The sequence below is a fragment of the uncultured Roseovarius sp. genome (assembly GCF_947489715.1).
Classification (GTDB): Bacteria; Pseudomonadota; Alphaproteobacteria; order Rhodobacterales; family Rhodobacteraceae; genus Roseovarius.
Window position 1 is genome coordinate 403,854 of the sequence record NZ_CANLER010000003.1, and the last position, 21,500, is coordinate 425,353.

Annotated in this window: 20 protein-coding genes; 5 read left to right on the forward strand and 15 right to left on the reverse strand. The window is 59.3% G+C overall.

Annotation, left to right across the window (positions count from 1 at the left end; genetic code table 11):
• Positions 1-52 precede the first annotated feature (52 nt).
• The 10 genes from zwf to Q1B27_RS11555 all read right to left on the reverse strand — a co-directional run bounded on the left by zwf (position 53) and on the right by Q1B27_RS11555 (position 12,015).
• Positions 53-1,510: a glucose-6-phosphate dehydrogenase gene (zwf, locus tag Q1B27_RS11510; protein WP_299847598.1), complete on the reverse strand. Its 1,458-nt coding sequence runs from the start codon at positions 1,508-1,510 to the stop codon at positions 53-55.
• A 4-nt stretch (positions 1,511-1,514) separates the two neighbouring features.
• Positions 1,515-2,546: a type I glyceraldehyde-3-phosphate dehydrogenase gene (gene gap / locus Q1B27_RS11515; RefSeq protein ID WP_299847600.1), complete on the reverse strand. Its 1,032-nt coding sequence runs from the start codon at positions 2,544-2,546 to the stop codon at positions 1,515-1,517.
• A gap of 108 nt (positions 2,547-2,654) precedes the next feature.
• The gene (locus Q1B27_RS11520; RefSeq protein WP_299847602.1) at positions 2,655-3,581 is read right to left on the reverse strand and encodes a carbohydrate kinase; all 927 of its coding nucleotides are present in this window, start codon (positions 3,579-3,581) and stop codon (positions 2,655-2,657) included.
• Position 3,582: 1 nt separating this feature from the next.
• Positions 3,583-5,043 carry a mannitol dehydrogenase family protein gene (locus Q1B27_RS11525; protein ID WP_299847604.1) on the reverse strand — a complete coding sequence of 487 codons (1,461 nt, stop codon included), beginning with the start codon at positions 5,041-5,043 and terminating at the stop codon, positions 3,583-3,585.
• 38 nt (positions 5,044-5,081) lie between these two features.
• Complete coding sequence (locus Q1B27_RS11530) at positions 5,082-6,086, reverse strand: ABC transporter ATP-binding protein (protein ID WP_299847606.1); 1,005 nt, start codon at positions 6,084-6,086, stop codon at positions 5,082-5,084.
• A gap of 12 nt (positions 6,087-6,098) precedes the next feature.
• Positions 6,099-6,929, reverse strand: a complete 831-nt coding sequence (locus tag Q1B27_RS11535; protein WP_299847608.1) for a carbohydrate ABC transporter permease — start codon at positions 6,927-6,929, stop codon at positions 6,099-6,101.
• 10 nt (positions 6,930-6,939) lie between these two features.
• The gene (locus tag Q1B27_RS11540; protein WP_299847609.1) at positions 6,940-7,806 is read right to left on the reverse strand and encodes a carbohydrate ABC transporter permease; all 867 of its coding nucleotides are present in this window, start codon (positions 7,804-7,806) and stop codon (positions 6,940-6,942) included.
• Between the two features lie 116 nt (positions 7,807-7,922).
• On the reverse strand, positions 7,923-9,233 hold the full coding sequence (locus Q1B27_RS11545) for a sugar ABC transporter substrate-binding protein (protein ID WP_299847611.1): 1,311 nt from the start codon (positions 9,231-9,233) through the stop codon (positions 7,923-7,925).
• Positions 9,234-9,350: 117 nt separating this feature from the next.
• A complete protein-coding gene (locus tag Q1B27_RS11550; RefSeq protein WP_299847613.1) occupies positions 9,351-10,382 on the reverse strand; it encodes a LacI family DNA-binding transcriptional regulator in 1,032 nt (343 codons plus the stop codon).
• Between the two features lie 676 nt (positions 10,383-11,058).
• Positions 11,059-12,015, reverse strand: a complete 957-nt coding sequence (locus tag Q1B27_RS11555; protein WP_299847615.1) for an L-malyl-CoA/beta-methylmalyl-CoA lyase — start codon at positions 12,013-12,015, stop codon at positions 11,059-11,061.
• A gap of 179 nt (positions 12,016-12,194) precedes the next feature.
• On the opposite strand from Q1B27_RS11555, the gene Q1B27_RS11560 reads away from it, so the two are divergent.
• The 5 genes from Q1B27_RS11560 (at position 12,195) to Q1B27_RS11580 (ending at position 17,294) form a co-directional block, all read left to right on the forward strand.
• A complete protein-coding gene (locus Q1B27_RS11560) occupies positions 12,195-13,436 on the forward strand; it encodes an MFS transporter (protein WP_299847617.1) in 1,242 nt (413 codons plus the stop codon).
• Between the two features lie 129 nt (positions 13,437-13,565).
• Entirely contained in the window at positions 13,566-14,567 is a 1,002-nt protein-coding gene (gene dgcN / locus Q1B27_RS11565; protein WP_299847619.1) for an N-acetyltransferase DgcN, read from the forward strand.
• Positions 14,568-14,636: 69 nt separating this feature from the next.
• A complete protein-coding gene (gene dgcA, locus Q1B27_RS11570) occupies positions 14,637-15,602 on the forward strand; it encodes an N-acetyl-D-Glu racemase DgcA (protein WP_299847621.1) in 966 nt (321 codons plus the stop codon).
• 84 nt (positions 15,603-15,686) lie between these two features.
• Positions 15,687-16,334: a hypothetical protein gene (locus Q1B27_RS11575; RefSeq protein WP_299847624.1), complete on the forward strand. Its 648-nt coding sequence runs from the start codon at positions 15,687-15,689 to the stop codon at positions 16,332-16,334.
• Positions 16,335-16,433: 99 nt separating this feature from the next.
• Positions 16,434-17,294, forward strand: a complete 861-nt coding sequence (locus Q1B27_RS11580; protein WP_299847629.1) for a D-amino-acid transaminase — start codon at positions 16,434-16,436, stop codon at positions 17,292-17,294.
• 4 nt (positions 17,295-17,298) lie between these two features.
• Here Q1B27_RS11580 and Q1B27_RS11585 read toward each other — a convergent pair whose 3' ends face one another.
• The 5 genes from Q1B27_RS11585 to Q1B27_RS11605 all read right to left on the reverse strand — a co-directional run bounded on the left by Q1B27_RS11585 (position 17,299) and on the right by Q1B27_RS11605 (position 21,265).
• The gene (locus Q1B27_RS11585; RefSeq protein WP_299847631.1) at positions 17,299-17,766 is read right to left on the reverse strand and encodes a YHS domain-containing (seleno)protein; all 468 of its coding nucleotides are present in this window, start codon (positions 17,764-17,766) and stop codon (positions 17,299-17,301) included.
• 18 nt (positions 17,767-17,784) lie between these two features.
• Complete coding sequence (locus Q1B27_RS11590) at positions 17,785-18,801, reverse strand: GlxA family transcriptional regulator (RefSeq protein ID WP_299847633.1); 1,017 nt, start codon at positions 18,799-18,801, stop codon at positions 17,785-17,787.
• Positions 18,802-18,882: 81 nt separating this feature from the next.
• Complete coding sequence (gene nhaC, locus Q1B27_RS11595; protein ID WP_299847635.1) at positions 18,883-20,355, reverse strand: Na+/H+ antiporter NhaC; 1,473 nt, start codon at positions 20,353-20,355, stop codon at positions 18,883-18,885.
• A 235-nt stretch (positions 20,356-20,590) separates the two neighbouring features.
• A complete protein-coding gene (locus Q1B27_RS11600; protein WP_299847637.1) occupies positions 20,591-20,905 on the reverse strand; it encodes a DUF1244 domain-containing protein in 315 nt (104 codons plus the stop codon).
• Between the two features lie 18 nt (positions 20,906-20,923).
• Positions 20,924-21,265 carry a 5-carboxymethyl-2-hydroxymuconate isomerase gene (locus Q1B27_RS11605; protein ID WP_299847639.1) on the reverse strand — a complete coding sequence of 114 codons (342 nt, stop codon included), beginning with the start codon at positions 21,263-21,265 and terminating at the stop codon, positions 20,924-20,926.
• Between the last annotated feature and the right edge of the window lie 235 nt (positions 21,266-21,500).

The following is a 21,500-nucleotide window of genomic DNA, read 5'->3' on the forward strand; positions in this document are numbered from 1 at the left end:
TCTCTCCTGTCCCGCGGGCCGCGCTTTTGACGCACCGCACCGGATTGAAAATTCACGCATTCGTTTCGATTTCGCGCCAGCGACGCCCATCTCGGTGCAACAGCATCAGTGCGTCCTCCGGTCCTGAGCTACCTGCGTCATAGAGCGAGGGAACTAGCCGGGCCTCGTCCCAGCCCATGATGATCGGATCGACCCAGTTCCAGGCGGCCTCGACCTCATCACCTCGCATGAACAGCGTCTGGTCGCCTCGGATCACATCCATGATCAACCGTTCATAGGCGTCCTGCGTCTCGGTATGCGCGCCCAATACATCGGCAAAGGTCATGTCAAGCGACACCTCTGCCAGGCGAAAGCCGCCAGGCCCGGGTTCCTTGATCGTGTTGCGCAGCGTGATGCCTTCGTCGGGCTGCAGCCGGATGATCATGGCATTGCCACGCCGTCCCTCCATCTTTGGAAAGATCATATGCGGTGGATCACGGAACACCACGGCGATTTCAGACGCCCTCGCGCGCAGCTTCTTGCCCGTGCGGAGGTAGAACGGTGTACCGGCCCATCGCCAGTTGCCAATATTGATCTTCATGGCGACGAAACTCTCGGTCAGTGTCTGCGGATCACCGGCATGCTCACGATAGCTGCCTTCGCTGTCACGCGCGCGGTACTGTCCCCGAACTATGTCTGCCTGCGCCACCGGCTCCAACGCCTCAATCACCTTGACCTTTTCGTCCCGCACCGCGCCGGGTGCGAACCTCGAAGGCGGCTCCATTGCCGTCAGGCACAGAAGCTGCATCAGGTGATTCTGCACCATGTCCCGCATCGTGCCTGAGCGGTCGTAATATTCACCCCGGCCTTCGACACCGAGACTTTCGGACACGGTGATCTGTACATGGTCGATATGTGTGGAATTCCAAAGCGGTTCCCACAAAGCATTGGCAAAGCGTAGCGCCATCAGGTTCTGTACGGTTTCCTTGCCTAGGTAGTGATCGATCCGGTAGATTTGACGCTCTTCAAAGCTACCACGCAGAGCCGCATTCAGCGCCCTGGCCGATGCCAGATCATGCCCGAAAGGTTTTTCCACCACTATACGGCTGTCGGGCGTCGCCAGACCATGCGCGCTCAGATGTGCGGCAATAGTGCCGAAAAGCACCGGAGAAACCGACAGGTAAAAGGCCCGGATCGCATCGGCGCGCAGATGCTCGGCCAGCGCGTCCCAGCCCGTGTCACCACTGGCGTCGACACAGACATAGTTCAGTGTTTTCAGAAACGCGTCCAACTGGTTCTTGTCCATCGTCGCCTGTGGAGCGAATTCCAGCAGGCTATCGCGTACCATGACCGTAAAGGCTTGCCGCGCCATATCCGTCCGTGCGGCGCCGATGATGCGCGCCTCGGGCGGCATCTGCCCCACCACGAAACGGTGGAACAGGCCCGGGATGATCTTGCTGCGCGCCAGATCTCCAGTCGCGCCGAAAATGACGAGATCGAAGGGAGCAACCGGTATGACGCGCGACACCATGATCTTAACTCGCCATCGCCAGCGAAGTCGTGTGATGAAGCAGCGTTCCCATGCGGCGGCCAGTGTCGAGCATCCGGTTGGAAAAGCCCCATTCGTTGTCATACCAACTGACGACGCGCACCAGCCCATCCTTGGTCACCGAGGTCTGTGCGGCAGCAAAGCAGGAGGAATGCGGATCGTGGTTGAAATCGATCGAAACTAGCGGGTCTTCTTCGTAAGCAAGGATGCCTGCGAGTTCGCCTGACGCTGCGTCCCGGATGGCTGCGTTGATCTCGTCGCGGGCGGCCGGGGTCTCGGAAATGAAACTGAGGTCGACAAGTGACACGTTCGGCGTCGGCACCCGCACGGCAGAGCCTTCCAATTTACCTTTAAGCCGGGGCAGCACCAGGGAAATGGCGCGCGCGGCACCGGTTGAGGTCGGAACCATCGACAGCGACGCTGCGCGGGCGCGGTACAGATCGTGATGGCCGGTATCGTGGCTGGGCTGATCGCCGGTAAAGGAATGGATCGTGGTCATGTAGCCAGTCTTGATGCCAAAGACCCGGTCCAGAACCATCGCCACGGGGGCGAGGCAATTGGTAGTGCAGGAGGCATTTGAGACGATCACGTCATCCGTCGTCAGATCCATGTGATTGACGCCATAGACAACGGTGCGATCTGCAGCCTTGCCGGGAGCGGAAATCAGAACCCGTTTGGAGCCGTTTTGCAGATGCAGCGCCGCCTTGTCGCGGTCCGTGAAAAGCCCGGTGCATTCGCAGGCGATTTCCACATCCTGCCAGGGCAGTTCCGCCGGATTGCGAATCGCGGTCAGACGGATGCTTTGGGCGCCGATCAGAAGCCGGTCTTCTTCAACACGCACATCGCGTTTCAGCCGCCCGTGCACACTGTCGTATTTCAGCAGGTGAGCGATGGTTTCAGGCGGGGACAGATCGTTTACGGCGACAACCTCGATGTCGCTTGAGCCGCTTTCGATCAGGGCGCGCAACACACCGCGACCGATCCTTCCAAAACCGTTGATCGCAATTTTGGTGGTCATGTCATCTTCTCCGTTTCTGTGACGAGGTGGGAGCTAGTGAGCACAGTAATGGTAGCGCTAACATATTTTGATGAGTGAGGGAACATTGCATCTTTCAAGTGGGTCATTTCAGAGTTCTCTTGCCCAGGGAGGATTGGCCCCGGCGCGGGAGACTGTGACGGCGGCGGCCTTGGCGCCATGGGTCATTGCCTCTCGCAAAGTGTCTGGCGAAAGGCTGCGCAAGTCGGCTTTGCGCAACTGACCCATCTCGGAGAGTTTGGCCAGAACACCCGCATTGAAGGTGTCACCGGCCCCGACGGTGTCGCTGATTTCGACGATAGCCGCGGGTACCTGCACCTCGGCTCCATCCGGCAGAAAGCCCGTTGCACCGTCGCCTCCGCGGGTCAGAATGACAATGGCGGGACCGGCCTTCAGCAAGATCTGGACCTTTTCGTTCATCGACAGCGGCGCAGGTTCGATCCAGTTCAGATCTTCGTCGGATAATTTGACGATATCCGTCTGCGCCAGCATACGTCCCAGCCGAGCGCGGTAACGGTCGATGCCGCGGATGAAATCGGGGCGAATGTTGGGGTCAAGCATCACCGCGCGCCCGTCCGCTTCGCGCGCCAGAAGGGTTGCATAGGCATCGGCGCAGGGTTCGCAGGCCAGGCTGATCCCACCGAAAAAGAGGGCGGACACGTCGGCGGGGATGGATGGCATGTCCTCTGACGCCAGCATGCGCCCTGCTGAATTATCGTCGTAAAAACTGTAGGTTGCGTGCCCGTCCACCAGTCGCACAAACGCCAGCGTCGTCGGGCGCTCCGACAAGATGGCAAGCGTGGCGTCTACATGGCTTGCCGTCAGAACGTCGGTCAATTGCAGGCCGAACATGTCCGTCGACAAGCCGGTCAGAAGCCCGGTTCGAACACCCAGCCGCCCAAGCGCGATGGCGGTGTTGAACACGGCCCCGCCGGTATGCGGCACAAACCCCTCTTGCCCGCCAGCCACCGGGGTGGGGATCATGTCGATCAGGGCTTCGCCACAACACAGGATCATCTCAGGCGGCCTCTCGGTTCAGATAATCACGCAGGACCGATCTCGGGTCGCCCACCCAAAGCGCCTCAATCTGCCGGGCAAAAGACCGGGCGAACACTTCGTTCTGCCCCAGCGCGCCGAACACGTCCGCCAGCGCCAGAAATGCCCCGGGATTACGCCGCGTGTCCCGTGCTGCCTGTTGTAACGCCGATGCCCGTGGGTCATCCAGTTCTGCCGTGTCGGCACAGTAGCGGCACCAGAAAGCCGCTTCCAACGCCAGCCCGTCGACAAGACGCCCCTTAGCAAGTGCGTCCGCAATCGTGGGCAGAACAAATTTGGGCTGTCGGTTTGATCCGTCCTGACACAGTCGGGCAATAGTGTCGCGCACTTCCGGGTTGGAAAATCGCTCGACACAGGTGGACAGATAGGCGTGATAATCGACGCCGGGAATGGGATCGAGAACCGGAATGACTTCGTCGCGCATAAGCTGCATCAACCATGCTGCGATATCGGCATCCGCCATCGCATCGTGCACGCAATCGAAACCTATCAGCGCCGCGGGATAGGAAATCGCGGCATGACCGGCGTTCAGAATACGCAGCTTCATGGTCTCGAAGGGCAAGATATTCTCGACGAATTGCACACCGACCCTTTCCAGGGCGGGACGGCCCAGCGGAAAATTGTCCTCCATCACCCATTGACTGAATGGCTCGCACACAACCGGGGCGGCATCGTCGATGCCAAACTCTTCGGAGACCATGGCGCGTTTGCCGTCCGAAGTCGCGGGGGTGATCCTGTCAACCATCGAATTGGGAAAGGCAATGTTCGCGGCGACCCAGTCGCGCAGCTCGTCCGAGATGAGGGCTGCAAGCCCCTCCAGCGCCTGACGGGTGACATTCCCGTTTTCTGGGATGTTGTCGCAGGACAAGATGGCGGGCGGGGGGTGACCTATCGCCCAGCGCAGCTTGAGACCGGCAAGAAGGATGCCAAACACTGTTCGGGGCATTTCCATGTTTTCGGCGTCATGGCGTATGTCGGGATGCGCGGCGTCAAACTTGCCGGTGGCCGCGTCAATGAAATAACCGCCTTCGGTGATCGTCAGCGACACGATGCGGATCGCGGGATCGACGATGCGTTCGATGATCGCTTTCGCCTTTACAGGGCAGAAATCGACCATCGCGCCGGTTACGCGGGCCTCGTATTTCTCGGGGCTTATCTCGACCACGGTGCTCAGCCAGTCTTGCTCTTTCAGAGCTGCGCGTCGGCCTGCGTCGAACGGCATGATCCCGGCACCTACAATAGCCCAGTCATAGTCCAGCCCGAGGTTGAACAACCGGTCCAGATAAACCGCCTGATGCGCCCGGTGGAAATTGCCCATGCCGATATGCAGGATGCCAGCTGACAGGTCAGTGCGAGCATAGGCCGGCACTGACACCCGACCAGACAGTTGCGAAAGCGACGAAAGCGCAAGTTTCTGTGTCATCTCAGCATGCCTGATCGCTGAATTACCTATTTGTCGTGTCATTCGATCCGCAGACACTGTGCATCGAACTTGTGAATCTGATCTTTGCGCGGTGTCATGTGGATGACATCACCGTGTCGCAGATTGACCTCGCCTGGCGCGCGCACAGTCATGGTCTCTGCCATCCCGGTGCCGTGAACATGAAAAAACGTGTCCGACCCTAGGTGCTCGGCCACACCGACGGTTCCTTTCCACTGACCTTCGGTATCCGAAACATCGATATGCTCCGGCCGAATGCCGATGGTGTGGGCATTAAATTTGGCGGCTTCGTCCCCTTCGATGAAGTTCATCTTGGGCGACCCGATGAAACCGGCAACAAACTTGTTGCGCGGCGCGCGGTAGAGCTCCAGCGGACTACCAACCTGCTCGATCACACCAGCCTGCAACACGACGATCTTGTCGGCCATGGTCATGGCTTCAACCTGATCGTGGGTGACGTAGATCATCGTGGTTTGGAGCCGCTCATGCAGTTCGCTGATTTCCAGCCGCATACCTACCCGCAACGCTGCGTCGAGGTTTGACAGTGGTTCGTCAAAGAGGAAAGCCGCCGGTTCTCGGACAATGGCACGGCCAATAGCGACCCGCTGACGCTGACCACCCGAAAGCTGCCCCGGACGGCGGTCCAGGTAATCGCTGAGGTTCAGCGCAATTGCCGCCGCTTCGATCCGCCGGTTCTGCTCATCTTCCGGCACATTCGCCATCTTCATCGGAAACGCGATGTTCTTGCGCACCGACATATGCGGATAGAGCGCGTAGGACTGGAACACCATCGCCAGCCCCCGCTTGGCGGGTGGCACGTGCGTGGCGTCATTACCATCAATGCGGATATGCCCACCAGAGCTGTCTTCAAGCCCCGCAATCAGGCGCAAAAGGGTGGATTTACCGCAACCCGACGGGCCGACGAACACGGTGAATTCTCCGTCCTCAATGGTAAGGTCCAATGGGGGGATAACCTCGACATCGCCGAAACTCTTGGAGACTTTGTCCAGTGTGATACGTCCCATGTTTTCGTCTCCTTATTTCACGGCGCCGAAGGTCAGGCCGCTGACAAGTTGTTTCTGGCTGAACCAGCCGAGGATGAGGATTGGCGCGATCGCCATTGTCGAGGCCGCGCTGAGCTTGGCATAAAACAGACCCTCGGGGCTGGAATAGCTGGCGATGAAGGCCGTGAGCGGGGCGGCCTTGGCCGCGGTCAGGTTGAGAGTCCAGAACGCCTCGTTCCACGCGAGGATGAAGTTCAGCAGCAGCGTGGAGGCGATGCCGGGAATGGCCATCGGCGTGAGCACATAAAGGATCTCTTCCTTCAAACTCGCCCCGTCCATCCGCGCGGCTTCGAGAATTTCGCCGGGAATCTCCTTGAAATAGGTGTAGAGCATCCAGACGATGATCGGCAGGTTCATCAGCATCAACACGATCACCAGCCCGGTCCGCGTGTCCAGCAGGCCCATCTTGATAAAGATCAGGTAGATCGGATAGAGCACGCCCACCGCCGGAAGCATCTTGGTGCTAAGCATCCACAGCAGGATGTCCTTGGTTCGTTTCGAGGGCACGAAAGCCATCGACCAAGCCGCCGGGACTGCGATGATGATGCCCAATAGGGTGGACCCACCCGCGATGATGACGGAATTCCACAGGAACCGCATGTAATCCGACCGCTCCATGACCGTGGAATAGTTTTCCAGCGTCCAGTCGAACGCCAGGAAGACCGGTGGATCGGCGATGGCGGTGGCCTCAGTCTTGAAGCTGGTCAGGACCGTCCAGAGGATCGGGAAGAAGATCAGCATACCCACGGTCCATGCGGCGGCGGTGTTGATGATCTTGCGTTGTGTTGTCACTGAGCGAGCCATGATGTTCTCCTCACGCGTCCAGGTTCTTGCCGACCATGCGCATCAGGAAGATGGCAACGATATTGGCAAGGATGATGGCATAGACACCGCCGGCAGACCCAAGCCCGACATTCTGGCTTTCCAGTACACGCTGATAAATCAGGTAGGTCAGCGTCTTGGTGCCGAAGCTGCCTTGAGTGGTCACGAAAATCTCGGCGAAGATCGCCAGCAGAAAGATCGTCTGGATCAGCACCACGACGGTGATGGCGCGGCCCAGATGCGGCAGGGTGATATAGGCAAAACGCTTGACGGGTGGGGCGCCGTCCATTTCGGCGGCTTCCAGCTGTTCACTGTCAAGCGATTGGATCGCGGTCAACAGGATCAGCGTTGCGAACGGCAGCCATTGCCACGAGACGATCATGACGATGGATTGCAGTGACGCCTGACTGAGCCATTCCACGGGTGCCGCGCCGAAGAACTTCCAAAGGTGCGCGAAAAGCCCATTCACAGGGTCCATGAACATGTTCTTCCACACCAGCGCCGAAACGGTCGGCATGACGAAGAAGGGTGCAATCACCAGGATGCGGACCACGCCCTGACCCCACATGGGTTGATTCAGGAGAATGGCTAACAAAACACCGAATATGACAGTAATGATCAAAACCCCACCGACAACGATCAGCGTTGCCGAGACCGAAGGCCAGAAGGCGCTGGAGGTCACGAAACGGATGTAATTGTCGAACCCCACCCATCCCAGATCACCGCCGCGCAGGGGGATATATTTCTTGAACGAGAAGAGGAGGGTCATGATCAGCGGAACGAGCATCCAGCCCAAGAGGAGAACAACCGCCGGCGCCATCATCAGGCGTGCCGCAGATCGGGAATGCTGAGTAGCCATGGGTCATCTCCCCTGTTGACTGCCGCGAAGGGCTGTCTGAAGCAAACGTGGGTTTTACGAGGGTAGTCTAACCGAAGGGCGGCACGGCTTGCGCCGCCCCCGGGGAAAGCGCGCGCTTAGTAGCCCGCAGCTTCCATTTCATCCGCAGTCAGAGCCTGCGCCTTTTCCAGCGCTTCCTCGACCGATTGCTGTCCGGCTAGAGCGGCCGAGATTTCCTGACCAACCTGCGTCGCGATACCTGCGAATTCCGGAATAGCCACGAACTGCACGCCGGTATAGGGCACGGGCTTGATCGAAGGATTGGTCGGATCGGCTGCATTGATCGACCCCAATGTCATTTCCGCAAAAGGGGCCGCTGCTTTGTATTCGGCGTTTTCGTACAATGATGTACGCGTTCCCGGAGGTACGTTGGCCCAGCCCTCTTTCGAAGCAACCAGCGCAGTGTATTCCTTGGAGGTTGCCCATTGGATGAACTTTTTGGCCGCGTCAGTGGCATCAGACCCGGCAGGGATTGCCAGCGACCACGCCCAGAGCCAGTTGCCCCGGCGGCCCAGCCCGTTATCGGGGGCCAGCGCGAAACCGACCTTGTCGGCGACAGTTGAGTCGTTGGGATTGGTCACAAAGGACGCGGCTACCGTGGCGTCGATCCACATCCCGCACTTGCCCTGCTGGAACAGCGACAGGTTTTCGTTGAAGCCGTTGGTCGATGCACCCGGCGGGCCGTAATTGTTCATCAAGTCCATGTAGAAGTTGACGGCGGTTGTCCATTCCTCGCCATTCAGCTCAGGCTGCCAGTTCTCATCGAACCAGCGGGCACCGAAGGAGTTGGACATGGCCGTCAGAAACGCCATGTTTTCGCCCCAGCCGGCCTTGCCGCGCAGGCAGATACCGTAAATCTCGTTCTCTTTGTCGGTCATACCAGCCGCGGCTTCCTTGATGAAGTCCCAGGTGGGTGCCTCGGGCATTTCCAGCCCCGCCTTTTCCATCAGATCAGTGCGGTACATCACCATTGAGCTTTCGCCATAGAACGGGGCGGCGTAAAGCTCACCGTCGACAGTCAGGCCATCGCGGATCGCGGGCAGAAGGTCATCGGCGTCCCACTCGGCGGGCATGTCGTTCAGGGAGACCAGCCAACCCTGATTGCCCCAGATTGGCACCTCGTAGGTGCCGATGGTCATGACATCGAAGGATCCGCCCTTGGCGGCGATGTCCTGGGTGACGCGCTGGCGCAATACGTTTTCTTCCAGAGTCACCCATTCCAGCGTGACGTCGGGATTCTGGGCCGTAAATTCATCGGCCAGCCCCTGCATGCGGATCATGTCCCCGTTGTTCACGGTTGCGATGGTGACGGTGGTTTCGGCAAACGCGCCACCCGCGGTGACCATTGCCAAAACCGATGCGGCGCAGAGTGATCTGATCGGAGACATCTGTTTCCTCCCTGAAAGCTTGATGTTGCGAAGGATGATAGCTTTTCAGATGACGCGAAGTCAATTTATAATTGACGCGCGTAAAATTTATTAAAACTATTGTTTTTTACTAAAAGCTTAGGCAGAGTCGCGCATCACCAATTTACCCTCGAACAGCGTCTCCTCCCGCGTCGGGGGCGGGTCTTCCGACTCAATGATTCGAAAAAGCGTGCTAACGGCCCGTTTGGCGATGGCGCTGTAGTCTTGCGCAATCGTCGTTAACGGCGGGCATGTGTAGCGCGAGAAGGGATGGTCATCATGCCCGGCAATCCGCAGGCTGCAATCACTGTCTAAACCGACCCGAATTCCCAGACCATACGCCGCCGACAACATCCCGATGGCAAGGCGGTCGTTGCTGCACAATACGGTATTCGTCGGAAACACCTTTCGGGCCAGCATCTCTCCTCCTTGGACGCTACCAACTTCCTCAAAGTTCCATCCTTCGCCCTCGGCCTGGAATATGTGCGCCGGAAAACCGTGCCGCTCCATGCTTTCTTGATAGGCTTGCTGCCGCTTGTTCGCATTCGGATTTGAGGGTGTCTTCATTTCAAAGAAACAAGGCGGTTCCCCGCTGCGGCAGAGGTATTCCACGATCAACCCGACGCTTTGAAAATTGTCCGTGCCGATAAAGGCTTCACCGGTTTCACTGATATTGGCATCGAACAGAACCAGCGGCACTTCCTGACTGAATTTCTGGATAACACTCCGATCTGATGCGCGCCCAAAGGGTGCCAGCAGCACGCCCGCTGGTTTAAGTGACCGCAACGACTCAAGGTTTTCTTTCTCAAGCTCCGGGTCGCCATGCGAACTTAGTAGAATGGGGCTGTAGCCGGCGCTGATGCAGGCCATTTCCACGGCCCGGCCAATCTCGGTAAAGAATGGATCCGCGAGATACGGCACGACGATCCCGATATTCTTGGTCGTTCGCCGGTTCTGGTTCATGGCATAGACGTTCGGGCGGTAATCGTGCTGGTCCAGCGCCTTTTCGATCCGCATTCTGGTGGATTGACGGACGCTCTCTGGATTGTTGAAATATTTTGAAAGGGTCGGGCGCGAAATACCGCTGACTGACGCAAACTCTTCCATGTTTCGAATTTTGCGTTGTACCATCCGTCCGCCTCGCAAGGTTAAATCGTTACGCGCGTAAAATTTAATCTTCACATACTTGCTGACCCGATCGGAGGTCAAGTCCGCAGACCCAATGAGCAGATATCTGAATTGGCAACAGGTCCAGGCAGTGTCAGCGATAAAACGCATCACCGGCGGTGAATAACAAAGGTCCACATCTCAAAAAATGAGACAGTGTGCAGCGAAGGATGGATTGAAATCTGCTGGCATTGATGCGGCTGAATGATTGCTGCGGAGGAGATTTGCCGAGCCGCCCAATGCCAGCTGCGACGGATACGAGCGCCAATTTGCACTTTCTGCACTGGCGTCCTTGGCAATCGCACAGATCTGCGTGGTCCCGCTCCTCAATTGTTGGACCAAATCGCAGGCAAGAGTCAGTCGGCGTGATTGAACGACGGGTCTAGGGAAATCACCTGCGTCGCCGAAACGACGTTGCTGCAGGTGTGTCAGCTTTATGCGCAAGCACTGGCCGCAGCTGCACAAGTCCAGTTTGTCCGCAGAGCAAGTCTCAACACTCAGTTGGTAAACCGGCCGCTTTGTTTGCGCGTCCGGTTTTATCGATCCGATACCGACGAAATACAGACTAAATACCGACGTGAAACAGCCTGCCGATTTGCCTTGTTAACCAGGACTGTCGCCCCTGATCGGGGCGACCCTGTCAGTTTGCGATCATCTCGGCCTGTTTCACGATCACCTCGGCCTGTTTGATGCTGGCGATATCAACCAGACGACCCTTGTAGACGGTCGCCCCTTCGCCCTTGGCCTTGGCCTCTTCCATTGCCGCCAGAATTTCGCGGGCTTCCTGCACGGCCTCGTCTGAGGGGGTGAAGACCTCGTTGGCCAGTGCGATCTGCTTGGGGTGGATCGCCCATTTACCGACCATGCCCAGTGTCGCCACCCGCCGCGCCTGCGCGCGGAACCCGTCATCGTCGCTGAAATCGCCAAACGGCCCGTCGACCGGCAGCAGCCCGTGGGTCCGGCACGCCGCGACGATTTTCGCCGTCGCCCAGTGCCACGGGTCGGGCCAGTAGCTTTGCCCCTCATGCAACATGTAGTAATTCGCCTGCGTGCCGCCGATACCGGTTGTCGCCATGCCCATCGACGCCGCGAAATCGGCCGCGCCCAGGCTCAGCGCCTGCATGCGCGGGCTGGCGGCGGCGATCTCTTCGACATGACAGATGCCCGCCGAGGTTTCGATGATCGCCTCGAAGCTGATTTTCTTCTGGCGGCCCTTCGCGGTCTCGATCGAGGTGACAAGCGCGTCAACCGCATAGATGTCAGCGGCACAGCCGGCCTTGGGGATCATGATCTGATCCAGCCGGTCACCGGCCTGTTCCAGCAGGTCAACCACATCCTTGTACCACCAGCCGGTATCCAGCCCGTTGATCCGTACGCTGAGGTATTTGTTGCCCCAATCGACCGAGTTGATCGCCTCGATCGTCTGGCGGCGTGCCAGATCCTTGTCGGTCGGCGCCACCGAATCCTCAAGGTCAATATTGATCACATCCGCTGCTGACGCCGCCATCTTCTCGAACAGTTTGGCGTTCGACCCCGGACCGAAAAGCTGACAACGGTTCGGACGGGCGGGGGCGGGCGGTTGCAGGCGAAAGCTCATGATGATCGGTCCCTTCGGTAACGATATTGCGTTTGTTTTCGCGCAATCGGTATTAAATTGCGCCCCTGCCTGCAAGGCGATTTGCTGCGACAACATCGCCCGGATGCGACGCCTCTGTCGCAAACAAGGTCGATAGCCCACCCTGCACCTGTCACGTATCGGAAAAAGCAGGAGGGCACATGCAACGCGCGATCATGGACAACTGGGCGCTGTTCCTGGGCATGCTGATGCTCATGGTCGCCAATGGCCTGCTGGTCACCTTGCTGTCGATCCGGGGCGCGGGGCTTGGGTTTTCGCCGCTGACCATCTCGATCATGCAGGCCTGCTACCCGCTGGGCGCGCTGATCGGCACCATTACCGTGCCGCATCTGATCGAAAAGGTTGGCCATATCCGGGTCTTCTCGGCCCTGGCCTCGATGGTGTCCATCGCCGCGATCATTCACCTTCTGACCAGCGATCCGATCAGCTGGAGCGCGATGCGATTCCTCGCCGGGGTTTGTTTTCCGGGGCTGTACGTGGTCACCGAAAGCTGGCTCAACGCCAAGTCCGAAAACCGCATTCGCGCACAGGTCCTGTCGGTCTATTTCATCATTCAGACCCTAGGACCCGCATTGGGCACGGCGATGGTTGGTTTCCCCGATCCTACGGGCAACCTGATGTTCGGGATCGTCTCGATCCTGATGTCGCTGGCCATTGTCCCGCTGCTGCTGTCCGGCATCCGTGCACCTGACTTTTCCGCGCCGGACCGGATGACCGTGACCAGGCTCTACCGCGTGTCGCCGATGGCCGTGCTGGGCATTACGCTGATGAGTGTCGGCGTCTCGGCCTGGTTCATCGCGCTGCCGCTCTACGCCCTTCAACAGGGGTTTTCCGAGGCACAGGCCTCGGGCGCGCTGGTCGTCGCGATGATTGCCGCAGGGGTGGTGCAATACCCGGTTGGCTGGATTTCCGACAATACCGACCGACGCTACGTGGTGATCGGGCTAAGCGTGGTTTCAGCCCTTGCAGCGCTATGGATGGCGCTGGATACATCGTCCTCGCGCATCGTGATCGGGTTTGCGGTGATCGCGGCGATGACCCTGCCGGTCTATTCGATCCTCGCAGCCCATGCCAACGACCAGTTGAGCCCCGGTCAGGTGGTGGCCGCCAGCGGCGCAATGGCGTTCCTGATGCAGTTCGGGCAGGTCTTCGGCATGTTGCTTGGCCCAAACGTGATCACCATGGCCGACGGGCGCGGTTTGCAATTGCTGGTGGCGCTGCTTGGCGTTGCCGTCGCCCTGATCGCGGTCGCCCGCCGGGTCAGCCGCGAAGCACCGGAAGAGACCGGCGAAGTGCTGGCAACCGGGGTTCTGGGCATGGCGCAACCGGGCCGCCTTCAAGCCGAAGTAATGGCCGCATCCGAGGAAGAGAGCACAGAATAATCTTGCACGGTTTGGCAAGATCATCGAATTTATTCCCGCCAGATTTGAATTTCTGAGCGATTTCAACAGATATTCGCACAAGATTTATCGGAAACTGCGCCAACACTGATTCCGACCGGGGGGAAATCCATGATCGAAACACCGTATCTTCTGTTTCTGGGCGACGCGCCTGACATGTTGGCTGCCAAAGTGGCCATCGGCATTCGCGACTGGCGCCCGGAAAATGCCATCGGTCAGATCCGCCTGCCCGGCTGCGGCGCCGATCTGGGCCTGACCGAGATGAGCCTGGCCGAGGCCAAGGAAGCCGGTGCCAAGACGCTGGTGATCGGCGTGGCGAACCGGGGCGGCGTGATTTCAGCGGCGTGGAAAGAAGTTCTGATCGAAGCGCTCGAGATGGGCTATGATCTGGCCTCGGGCCTGCATAACCTTCTGCGCGATGAGGGCGATCTTGTCGCCGCCGCCCAGACCCATGGCGGCACCCTGCATGACGTGCGCGTGCCGACCGATGGCTACCCGATCGCCAATGGCGTCAAGCGCAGCGGCAAACGATGCCTGGCCGTGGGCACCGATTGTTCGGTCGGCAAGATGTATACGGCGATGGCGATGGAACGTGACATGCATGCCCGCGGCATGAAGGCCACCTTCCGCGCCACCGGCCAGACCGGCATCCTGATCACCGGCCACGGTGTCCCGCTGGACGCGGTGATCGCCGATTTCATGGCCGGGTCGGTCGAATATTTGACACCTGATAATGACGCCGATCACTGGGACATGATCGAAGGGCAAGGCAGCCTCTTTCACGTGTCCTATTCCGGGGTGACCATGGCGCTGATCCATGGCGGCCAGCCCGATGCGCTGATCCTCTGCCATGAACCCACGCGCGAACACATGCGCGGCCTGCCGGGCTACAAGCTGCAATCGCTGGAAAAGCTGCGCGACACCGCGCTGCCGCTTGCCCAGATCGCCAACCCGGACTGTCAGGTTGTTGGTATCTCGGTCAACACCCAGCACCTCTCCGAAGAGGATGCCCGCGCCTATCTGGCCGAAGTCGAGGGGCGCATGGGCCTGCCCGCCGCCGATCCATACCGTTTCGGATCGGACAAGCTGGTGGATGCGCTCGCCGCATTGTAACCTGCACCGCGGTGGCCCCGAACGGCCACCGCGTTTGACGCATTCTGGAAAGACGAAAGGGGCAGACCGGTGCAAATCTCGGTAACGCGCGACACGTTCAAGCTGGCGCAGGTCTTCACCATTTCACGCGGGTCGCGAACCGAAGCCAACGTGCTGACCGTGCGCCTGAAGGACGGGACCCACGAGGGCTGGGGCGAATGCGTGCCCTACACGCGCTATGATGAAACGCTGGACAGCGTGACCGCCCAGATCGAAGGCCTGCCGGAGGGCATTACCCGCGCAGCGCTCTATGATCTGCTGCCAGCAGGGGCTGCCCGCAACGCGGTGGATTGCGCGCTGTGGGATCTGGAAGCGAAACGCGCCGGTAAACGCGCCTGGGATCTGGCGGGCCTGCCAGCGCCATCCCCCGAGATCACCGCCTATACGCTGTCGCTGGACGAGCCGGCCAAGATGCGGGAACAGGCGGCCAAACACGCCTTTCGCCCCTTGCTAAAGATCAAACTTGGCACGCCCGATGACATGCCCCGGCTGGAAGCGGTGCGCGCCGGTGCCCCCGACGCCAAAATCATCGTCGACGCCAACGAGGGGTGGTCGGCGCAGGTCTACGCCGATCTGGCCCCGCACCTGGTACGGCTGGGGGTCGGGCTGGTGGAACAGCCCCTGCCCGCAGGAGAAGACGAGGCATTGATCGGCATGGATCGCCCGGTGCCCGTTTGCGCCGACGAAAGCTGCCATGACCGCGCCAGCCTGCCAAGGCTCAAGGGCAAATACGATGTGGTCAACATCAAGCTCGACAAGACCGGCGGCCTGACCGAGGCGCTGGAACTGCGCGACGCGGCATTGGCCGATGGGTACAAGGTGATGGTCGGCTGCATGGTCGGATCATCGCTCGCCATGGCCCCGGCCACGCTGGTAGCCCAGGGCGCAATGGTCACCGACCTTGACGGCCCGCTGCTTTTGGCAGAAGACCGCGACACCCCGCTTGTTTTCGACGCGGCCGGCGTGCACCCGCCCTCGGCTGACCTATGGGGTTAGCGAAACAATCTTATACTGTATTTTTGTGGACTCAGCACAACCTGACAGTGTACATTCGCAGTACATAATTAAGGAGTATTGACAGTGAGACACAAAATTAAAACGATTTTTGCAGCCGCGGCAATTGCCGCAACTGCGTTTGTCGCATTACCTGCGCAGGCAGCCACGATCGTTGGGGACTATATAGGCGGCGGAGCGAACAACAACTTTTCCCGGGCGACAGGCTATCATTTTACGGTCGGCGCTGACGACCTGAACGTGACGGCCCTGGGCGTCTACGATCTGGGCAGCAACGGTTTTGCTGACAGTCATGATGTCGCAATCTTCGACAGCTCTGCACCAGGTGTTGCCCTTGCATCAACAACTTTGGCGTCTGGCCTCAGCGGCACTTTCGAAGCCGGCACAGTGGGTGGCACGCGGTTCAACGCGATCGCTACGATCACACTATTCGCAAACACGTCTTACTACATTCTGGCGAACAATTTCGGCACCGACCAGTTTGCATTCGGAAATGGCAGTGTCCTGTACAATAGTGCGATCACATGGAACGGGTTCGTTGACGCCGCATCGAACAGTGTTAATTCCAATCCGAACTTTCTCGGCGGTTCACCCGGCAATCTTGGTCCAAACTTCAAATTTACACTTGCGGCAATTCCAATCCCTGCTTCGATCCTGCTGCTGTTCACAGGCATCGCGGGTCTCTTTGGGATAAGGCGCATACGCGCAGCCTGAGACATCTGAAAAATTCGGAGATGCACCCCAGTTTTGGGGTGCATTTTTTTTGGCGGCATGCTTTTAGTCGGCAGAAATTTCTACTTCGGAGGAGTCCGCATGACCCGCACCGTTTACGTGAATGGAGAATACCTACCCGAGACCGAGGCGACCGTTTCGATCTTTGATCGTGGTTTCCTGATGGCCGATGGCGTCTACGAGGTGACCAGCGTGCTGGGCGGCAAGCTGATTGATTTCGCCGGCCACCTGAAACGGCTGGAACGCTCCCTGAACGAGCTTGACATGCAAAAGCCCTCCGATTTCGACAACCTGCTGGAGATCCACCGCGAGCTGGTGCGCGTCAACGAGATCGACGAGGGGTTGGTGTATTTGCAGGTGACCCGGGGCAGCGATGGCGACCGCGATTTCGCCTTTCCGTCGGCCGATACCAAGCCGACCGTCGTTCTCTTTACCCAGGACAAACCCGGCCTCGCCCATTCCGAGGCGTCGAAAAAGGGCAACAAGATCATCTCGATCGAGGATATCCGCTGGGGTCGCCGTGACATCAAGACGGTGCAGCTGCTTTACCCGTCAATGGGCAAAATGATGGCCAAGGCGGCGGGCTGCGACGATGCCTGGATGGTCGAGGATGGCAAGGTGACCGAAGGCACCTCCAACAATGCCTATATCGTCAAGGGGGGCAAGATCATCACCCGGCAGCTTTCCAACGACATCCTGCACGGCATCACCCGCGCCGCCGTCCTGCGTTTCGCCCAGGAGGCGCAGATGGAGGTGGAAGAGCGCAGCTTTACCATCGACGAGGCGAAAGAGGCGGACGAGGCCTTCACCACCTCGGCCAGCGCGTTCGTCATGCCGGTTGTGGAAATCGACGGGGTCGCAATGGGGGACGGCACGCCGGGGCCGATCGCCAGACGCCTGCGCGAGATTTATCTGGACGAAAGCCTGAAAACCGCGATTTGATCTTCTATTGATTGCTCAGTAGCATCGGCCAGTAGCCATCGGCTTTTTCGATATTGCCGTCGATGTCGCTGGCCCATTGCCGCCGCACGCGCGGGCTGTAATTGAGGTAAAGCTTGTCGTCCCAGATGCGCCAGGCGAACGGGTCCACATCGGCCACCGCGTTCTGGCTGGCGGCAAAGGCGCAATAGCCGCCATATTGCGGGGCGAAACGTTCGGGATCAGCCAGAAAAGCCTCGCGGTTCTCGGCCGAAATGAACACCCAGGTGGCATCTTTGAAACTGGCCTGAATCTCCGGGTCGCCCTTTTGCGGATCGCCGCCGTTCCAATAGGTCATCACGTCATAGCCGTTCATCGCCAGCTTGTTGAAATACCCCAGATTGACCTCGGACGCGGGCCCGGCCTGGGCAAGTCCTGCAAACGCAATACACAATAGATGCACGAGCACGGTCAGATGCCTCAGAACCTTTGTCAACGCGACCCTCCCGATGCCCTACCCGGCCTGCTCCGCCCAGCTTTTGCGAAACGCGCCCGGTGATTTGCCAAACCGTTTGCGGAACCGCAACGACAATTGCGAAGAGCTGCTGAACCCGGTCGCCACCGCGATCTCATTGACCGATAGCGTGGTTTCATTCAGCAGCGCATGCGCCCGCGAAATCCTCTGGTCAATATAGAACTGCGCCGGGCTCACGCCCACGTATTTCTTGAACAATCGCTCCAACTGACGGCGCGAGATGTCGGCCTCGGTCGCCACCTCGTCAATCTCGACCGGATTTTCCAGATTTTCATTCATGAACTGCATCGCCGTGATCAAGTGCTGGTTGCGGCTGCTCAGCGCCACGGAGTAGGCCGATTTCTGCAACGACTTGCGACTGTCCGAGCGGAAATGGATGCACATATCGGCCACCACCACCGCCAGATCCTTGCCGTGATCACGCTCGATCATGGCCAGCATCATGTCGGTGGCCGCGCTGCCGCCGCCGCAGGTCATCAGCCCGTCATCGTTTTCGTAAAGGTTGCCGGTTGGCTCCAGCCCGATAAAGCTTTCGACGAAAGCCGGGCGGTTTTCCCAATGCAGGGTAAAGACGCGATCCTCCAGCAACCCCGCCTTGGCCAGCGCAAAAGCCCCGGTGCAGATGCCGCCCGTCCGACAGCCAAAGGCCCGCTGACGGCTCAGCCATGCGGTGATCCGTGGACTGGTGCTTTCGCCGGGCTCGATCCCCGAACAGACAAAGGCCGTGGCGGATTTCGGCAGGTTCTGAAGCCCGCTATCGGGCGTGATCACGATACCGTTGGAACACCGCACCGGCTTGCCATCCTCGGTCATCACGAACCAGCGATAGAGTTCGCGGTTGGTGACCTGATTGGCCACGCGCAACGGCTCGACCGCCGAACTGAAGGCCAGCATCGTCAGCTTGGGCAGCAGCAGAAAATAGAAATCCTTGGGCGGCCCATCGAAATCCACCCGGAAACTGGCCGCACCTTTCGGGACAAAGCTACGCTCGTTCATCTGATGATCCTACCGGAAAGCCTGTATCAAGAGAAGGTGGGAGAGCGCCGGGCCAACGTACAGGCCCGGCGCCCGCCCCTGTCAGGTTGCCAGTTCGGCCACGGGTTCACCACTATCGGCCCAGGACTGGATTTCAGCCTCACTTGCCTTGGGTGAGAAAAGACCCGTCATGGCATAGAAAATACCGATCACCGGCGACATCCAGCAGGCAAAGGCCAGCGGAATATAGAGCAGGTTCTCGAAATTCCCGTCACCGATGCCCAGCGCCAGCGCCGAGATCACAAAGGCCCCGCCCGCGTTCCACGGGATCAGCGGAGACACCAGCGTCCCGCCCTCTTCGATCGCCCGGCTGAGGTTCAGCGGCGAATAGCCCATGCCTCGATACACCGGCACATACATCCGCCCCGGCAGCGCGATCGACAGGTACGGATCGCCCGCAACCGTGTTGGTGGCAACCGAGGTCAGGATGGCCGAGGTCTGGATACCGGCAAAGGATTTCACCTTCGAGATGATCACCGCGATGATCGCCTCAAGACAACCGGTGCGTTCCAGCGCGCCGCCAAAGCCCAACGCCAGCAGCACCAGAGAAATCGTCCACATCATCGACTGGATGCCGCCCCGGTTGAGCAGGCTGTCGATCTCGCTGACACCGGTTTCGATCGAATAGCCGCTATTGGCATATGTAAAAGTCTCGTGCAGGCCGGCCCCCTGACAGACCATCGCCATGATGCCCCCCACGACCGCGCCAGCAAAAAGCGATGGGATCGGCGGCTGCTTTTTCACCGCCAGAACAATGACCAGCAACGCCGGTAAGAGCATCAGCGGTGAAATCCAGAACTCGGTGGCCAGGGCCGTGGTGATGGCGTCGATCCTTTCGAACGACACCTGCGAGGTGTCGATCAGGGTGAAGCCCACGACGAAATAGATCGCCAGCGCGATCAGCATCGCCGGTACCGTGGTCGGCAGCATGTTGCGGATGTGATCAAAAAGGTTTGTGCCGGTCACCGCCGGGGCCAGGTTGGTGGTGTCCGACAAGGGCGAAATCTTGTCGCCGAAAAACGCGCCCGACACGACCGCACCTGCGGTCCAGTACATCGGAATGCCAAAGCCTGCGCCAATCCCCATCAGCGCCAGCCCGACCGTGCCGACCGTACCCCAGCTTGTACCCAGCGACACCGACACGATCGAACACAGGATCATCCCCGCCGCCAGGAAGATCTCGGGCGACAACACCTTGAGGCCATAATAGATCAGCGTCGGCACCGTGCCGCTGGCAATCCAGATACCCACGATCATGCCAACCGTGATCAGGATCGACACGGACGGCAATGAGATATTGATGACGTGAAATACGCCCTCTTCGATATTGGGCCATTTGTGACCCAGTTTCAGCCCCACCAGCCCGGTAATCGCAATGCCGATGGCAAGCGGGATATGCGGTGTGAAATCACCAAAATAGAATAGCTGAACACCCAGCACTGCCAGGGTCAGGACGATCGGCACAAGTGCCAGACCCAGCCCGGGTTTAGATACAACGCCATTGTTAACGGTCATTACCGTCTCCTCGTTTCGTCTGTTTTTAGGGTTAATCGCGACTACGGCATATTACGCAGCCCTTGCGCCGCCGGACTCATGGTCAGCGCGCCGGATCACACCAGATTCGCGACATACGGGCGCGGGATCTGCTGATTTTGGCAGGTTTTGGCGTATTACGTGGCGCTTTTTGCCGGGATCAGCGCGTGGACGATCCCGGATCGCCGGTCAGCTATCGGGCTGACATACCCGGCATTCAGGGATTCTCGCCGACATTCTCCGCAAAGCTTTTCTTGAACGCGGCCTGTTTATCCGGCGACGCATCGGTCTGATAGTTGGCCTTCCACTCATCCATGCTCATGCCGTAGAAAATTTCGCGCGCTTCGGCCTTGTCCATCTCGATGCCGCGCGCGTTGGCGGCCTCCTGGTACCAGCGGCTCAGGCAGTTACGACAGAACCCGGCCAGGTTCATCATGTCGATATTCTGCACATCGGTGCGCTTTTCCATCAGGTGTTCGCGCAGGGTGCGGAACGCCGCCGCTTCAAGTTCGATCCGTGTCTGGTCGTCCATGTGTCGTCTCCTTGCCGCTTACAACATGCGCTTGAGATAGGGCGGGTTCAAGTCCGAAAGGCGCACCGTCAGGCTGCCCACATCCGGCAAGGCCGCTTCAAGCCTGGCCAGCGTGATCCGGGCCAGATCCTCGCGGGTCGCCTCATCGCGTCCAGGCAGCAACAACAGCGTGGCATGGGCAAATGATTGCGGCTCCACCCCGATGCGTGACGCGGTGGCGGCGATGGTCCGCACCCGCACAGTCTCCGGCCCCTTGATCGACGCATGGTTCGCAAAGGCCTGCCACAGCAAATCGCACAGCGCTTGCAGGTCATGGCTGTCCTCCAGCCCTTTGGAATGTTCGATCACGATATGCGGCATCTGGGGCACCTCTGGGTTTTCGACGATAAAGGCGTGAATGCCGGACCGACGCAACCGGAAACAACACACCCCAAGGCACTGGCAAGCGGCGACAGGCCCATTCCGCGCCCGGTGCCTTCGGCTTGACTCCGGGCCGGGATGTCAGGGTCAATCGGCGACCACGTCGGTAGAATGGCTAACGATTGCCTCGCGCCCGATTTGTCGATTAGCACGCATTGCGTAAGCGGCAGCCGTT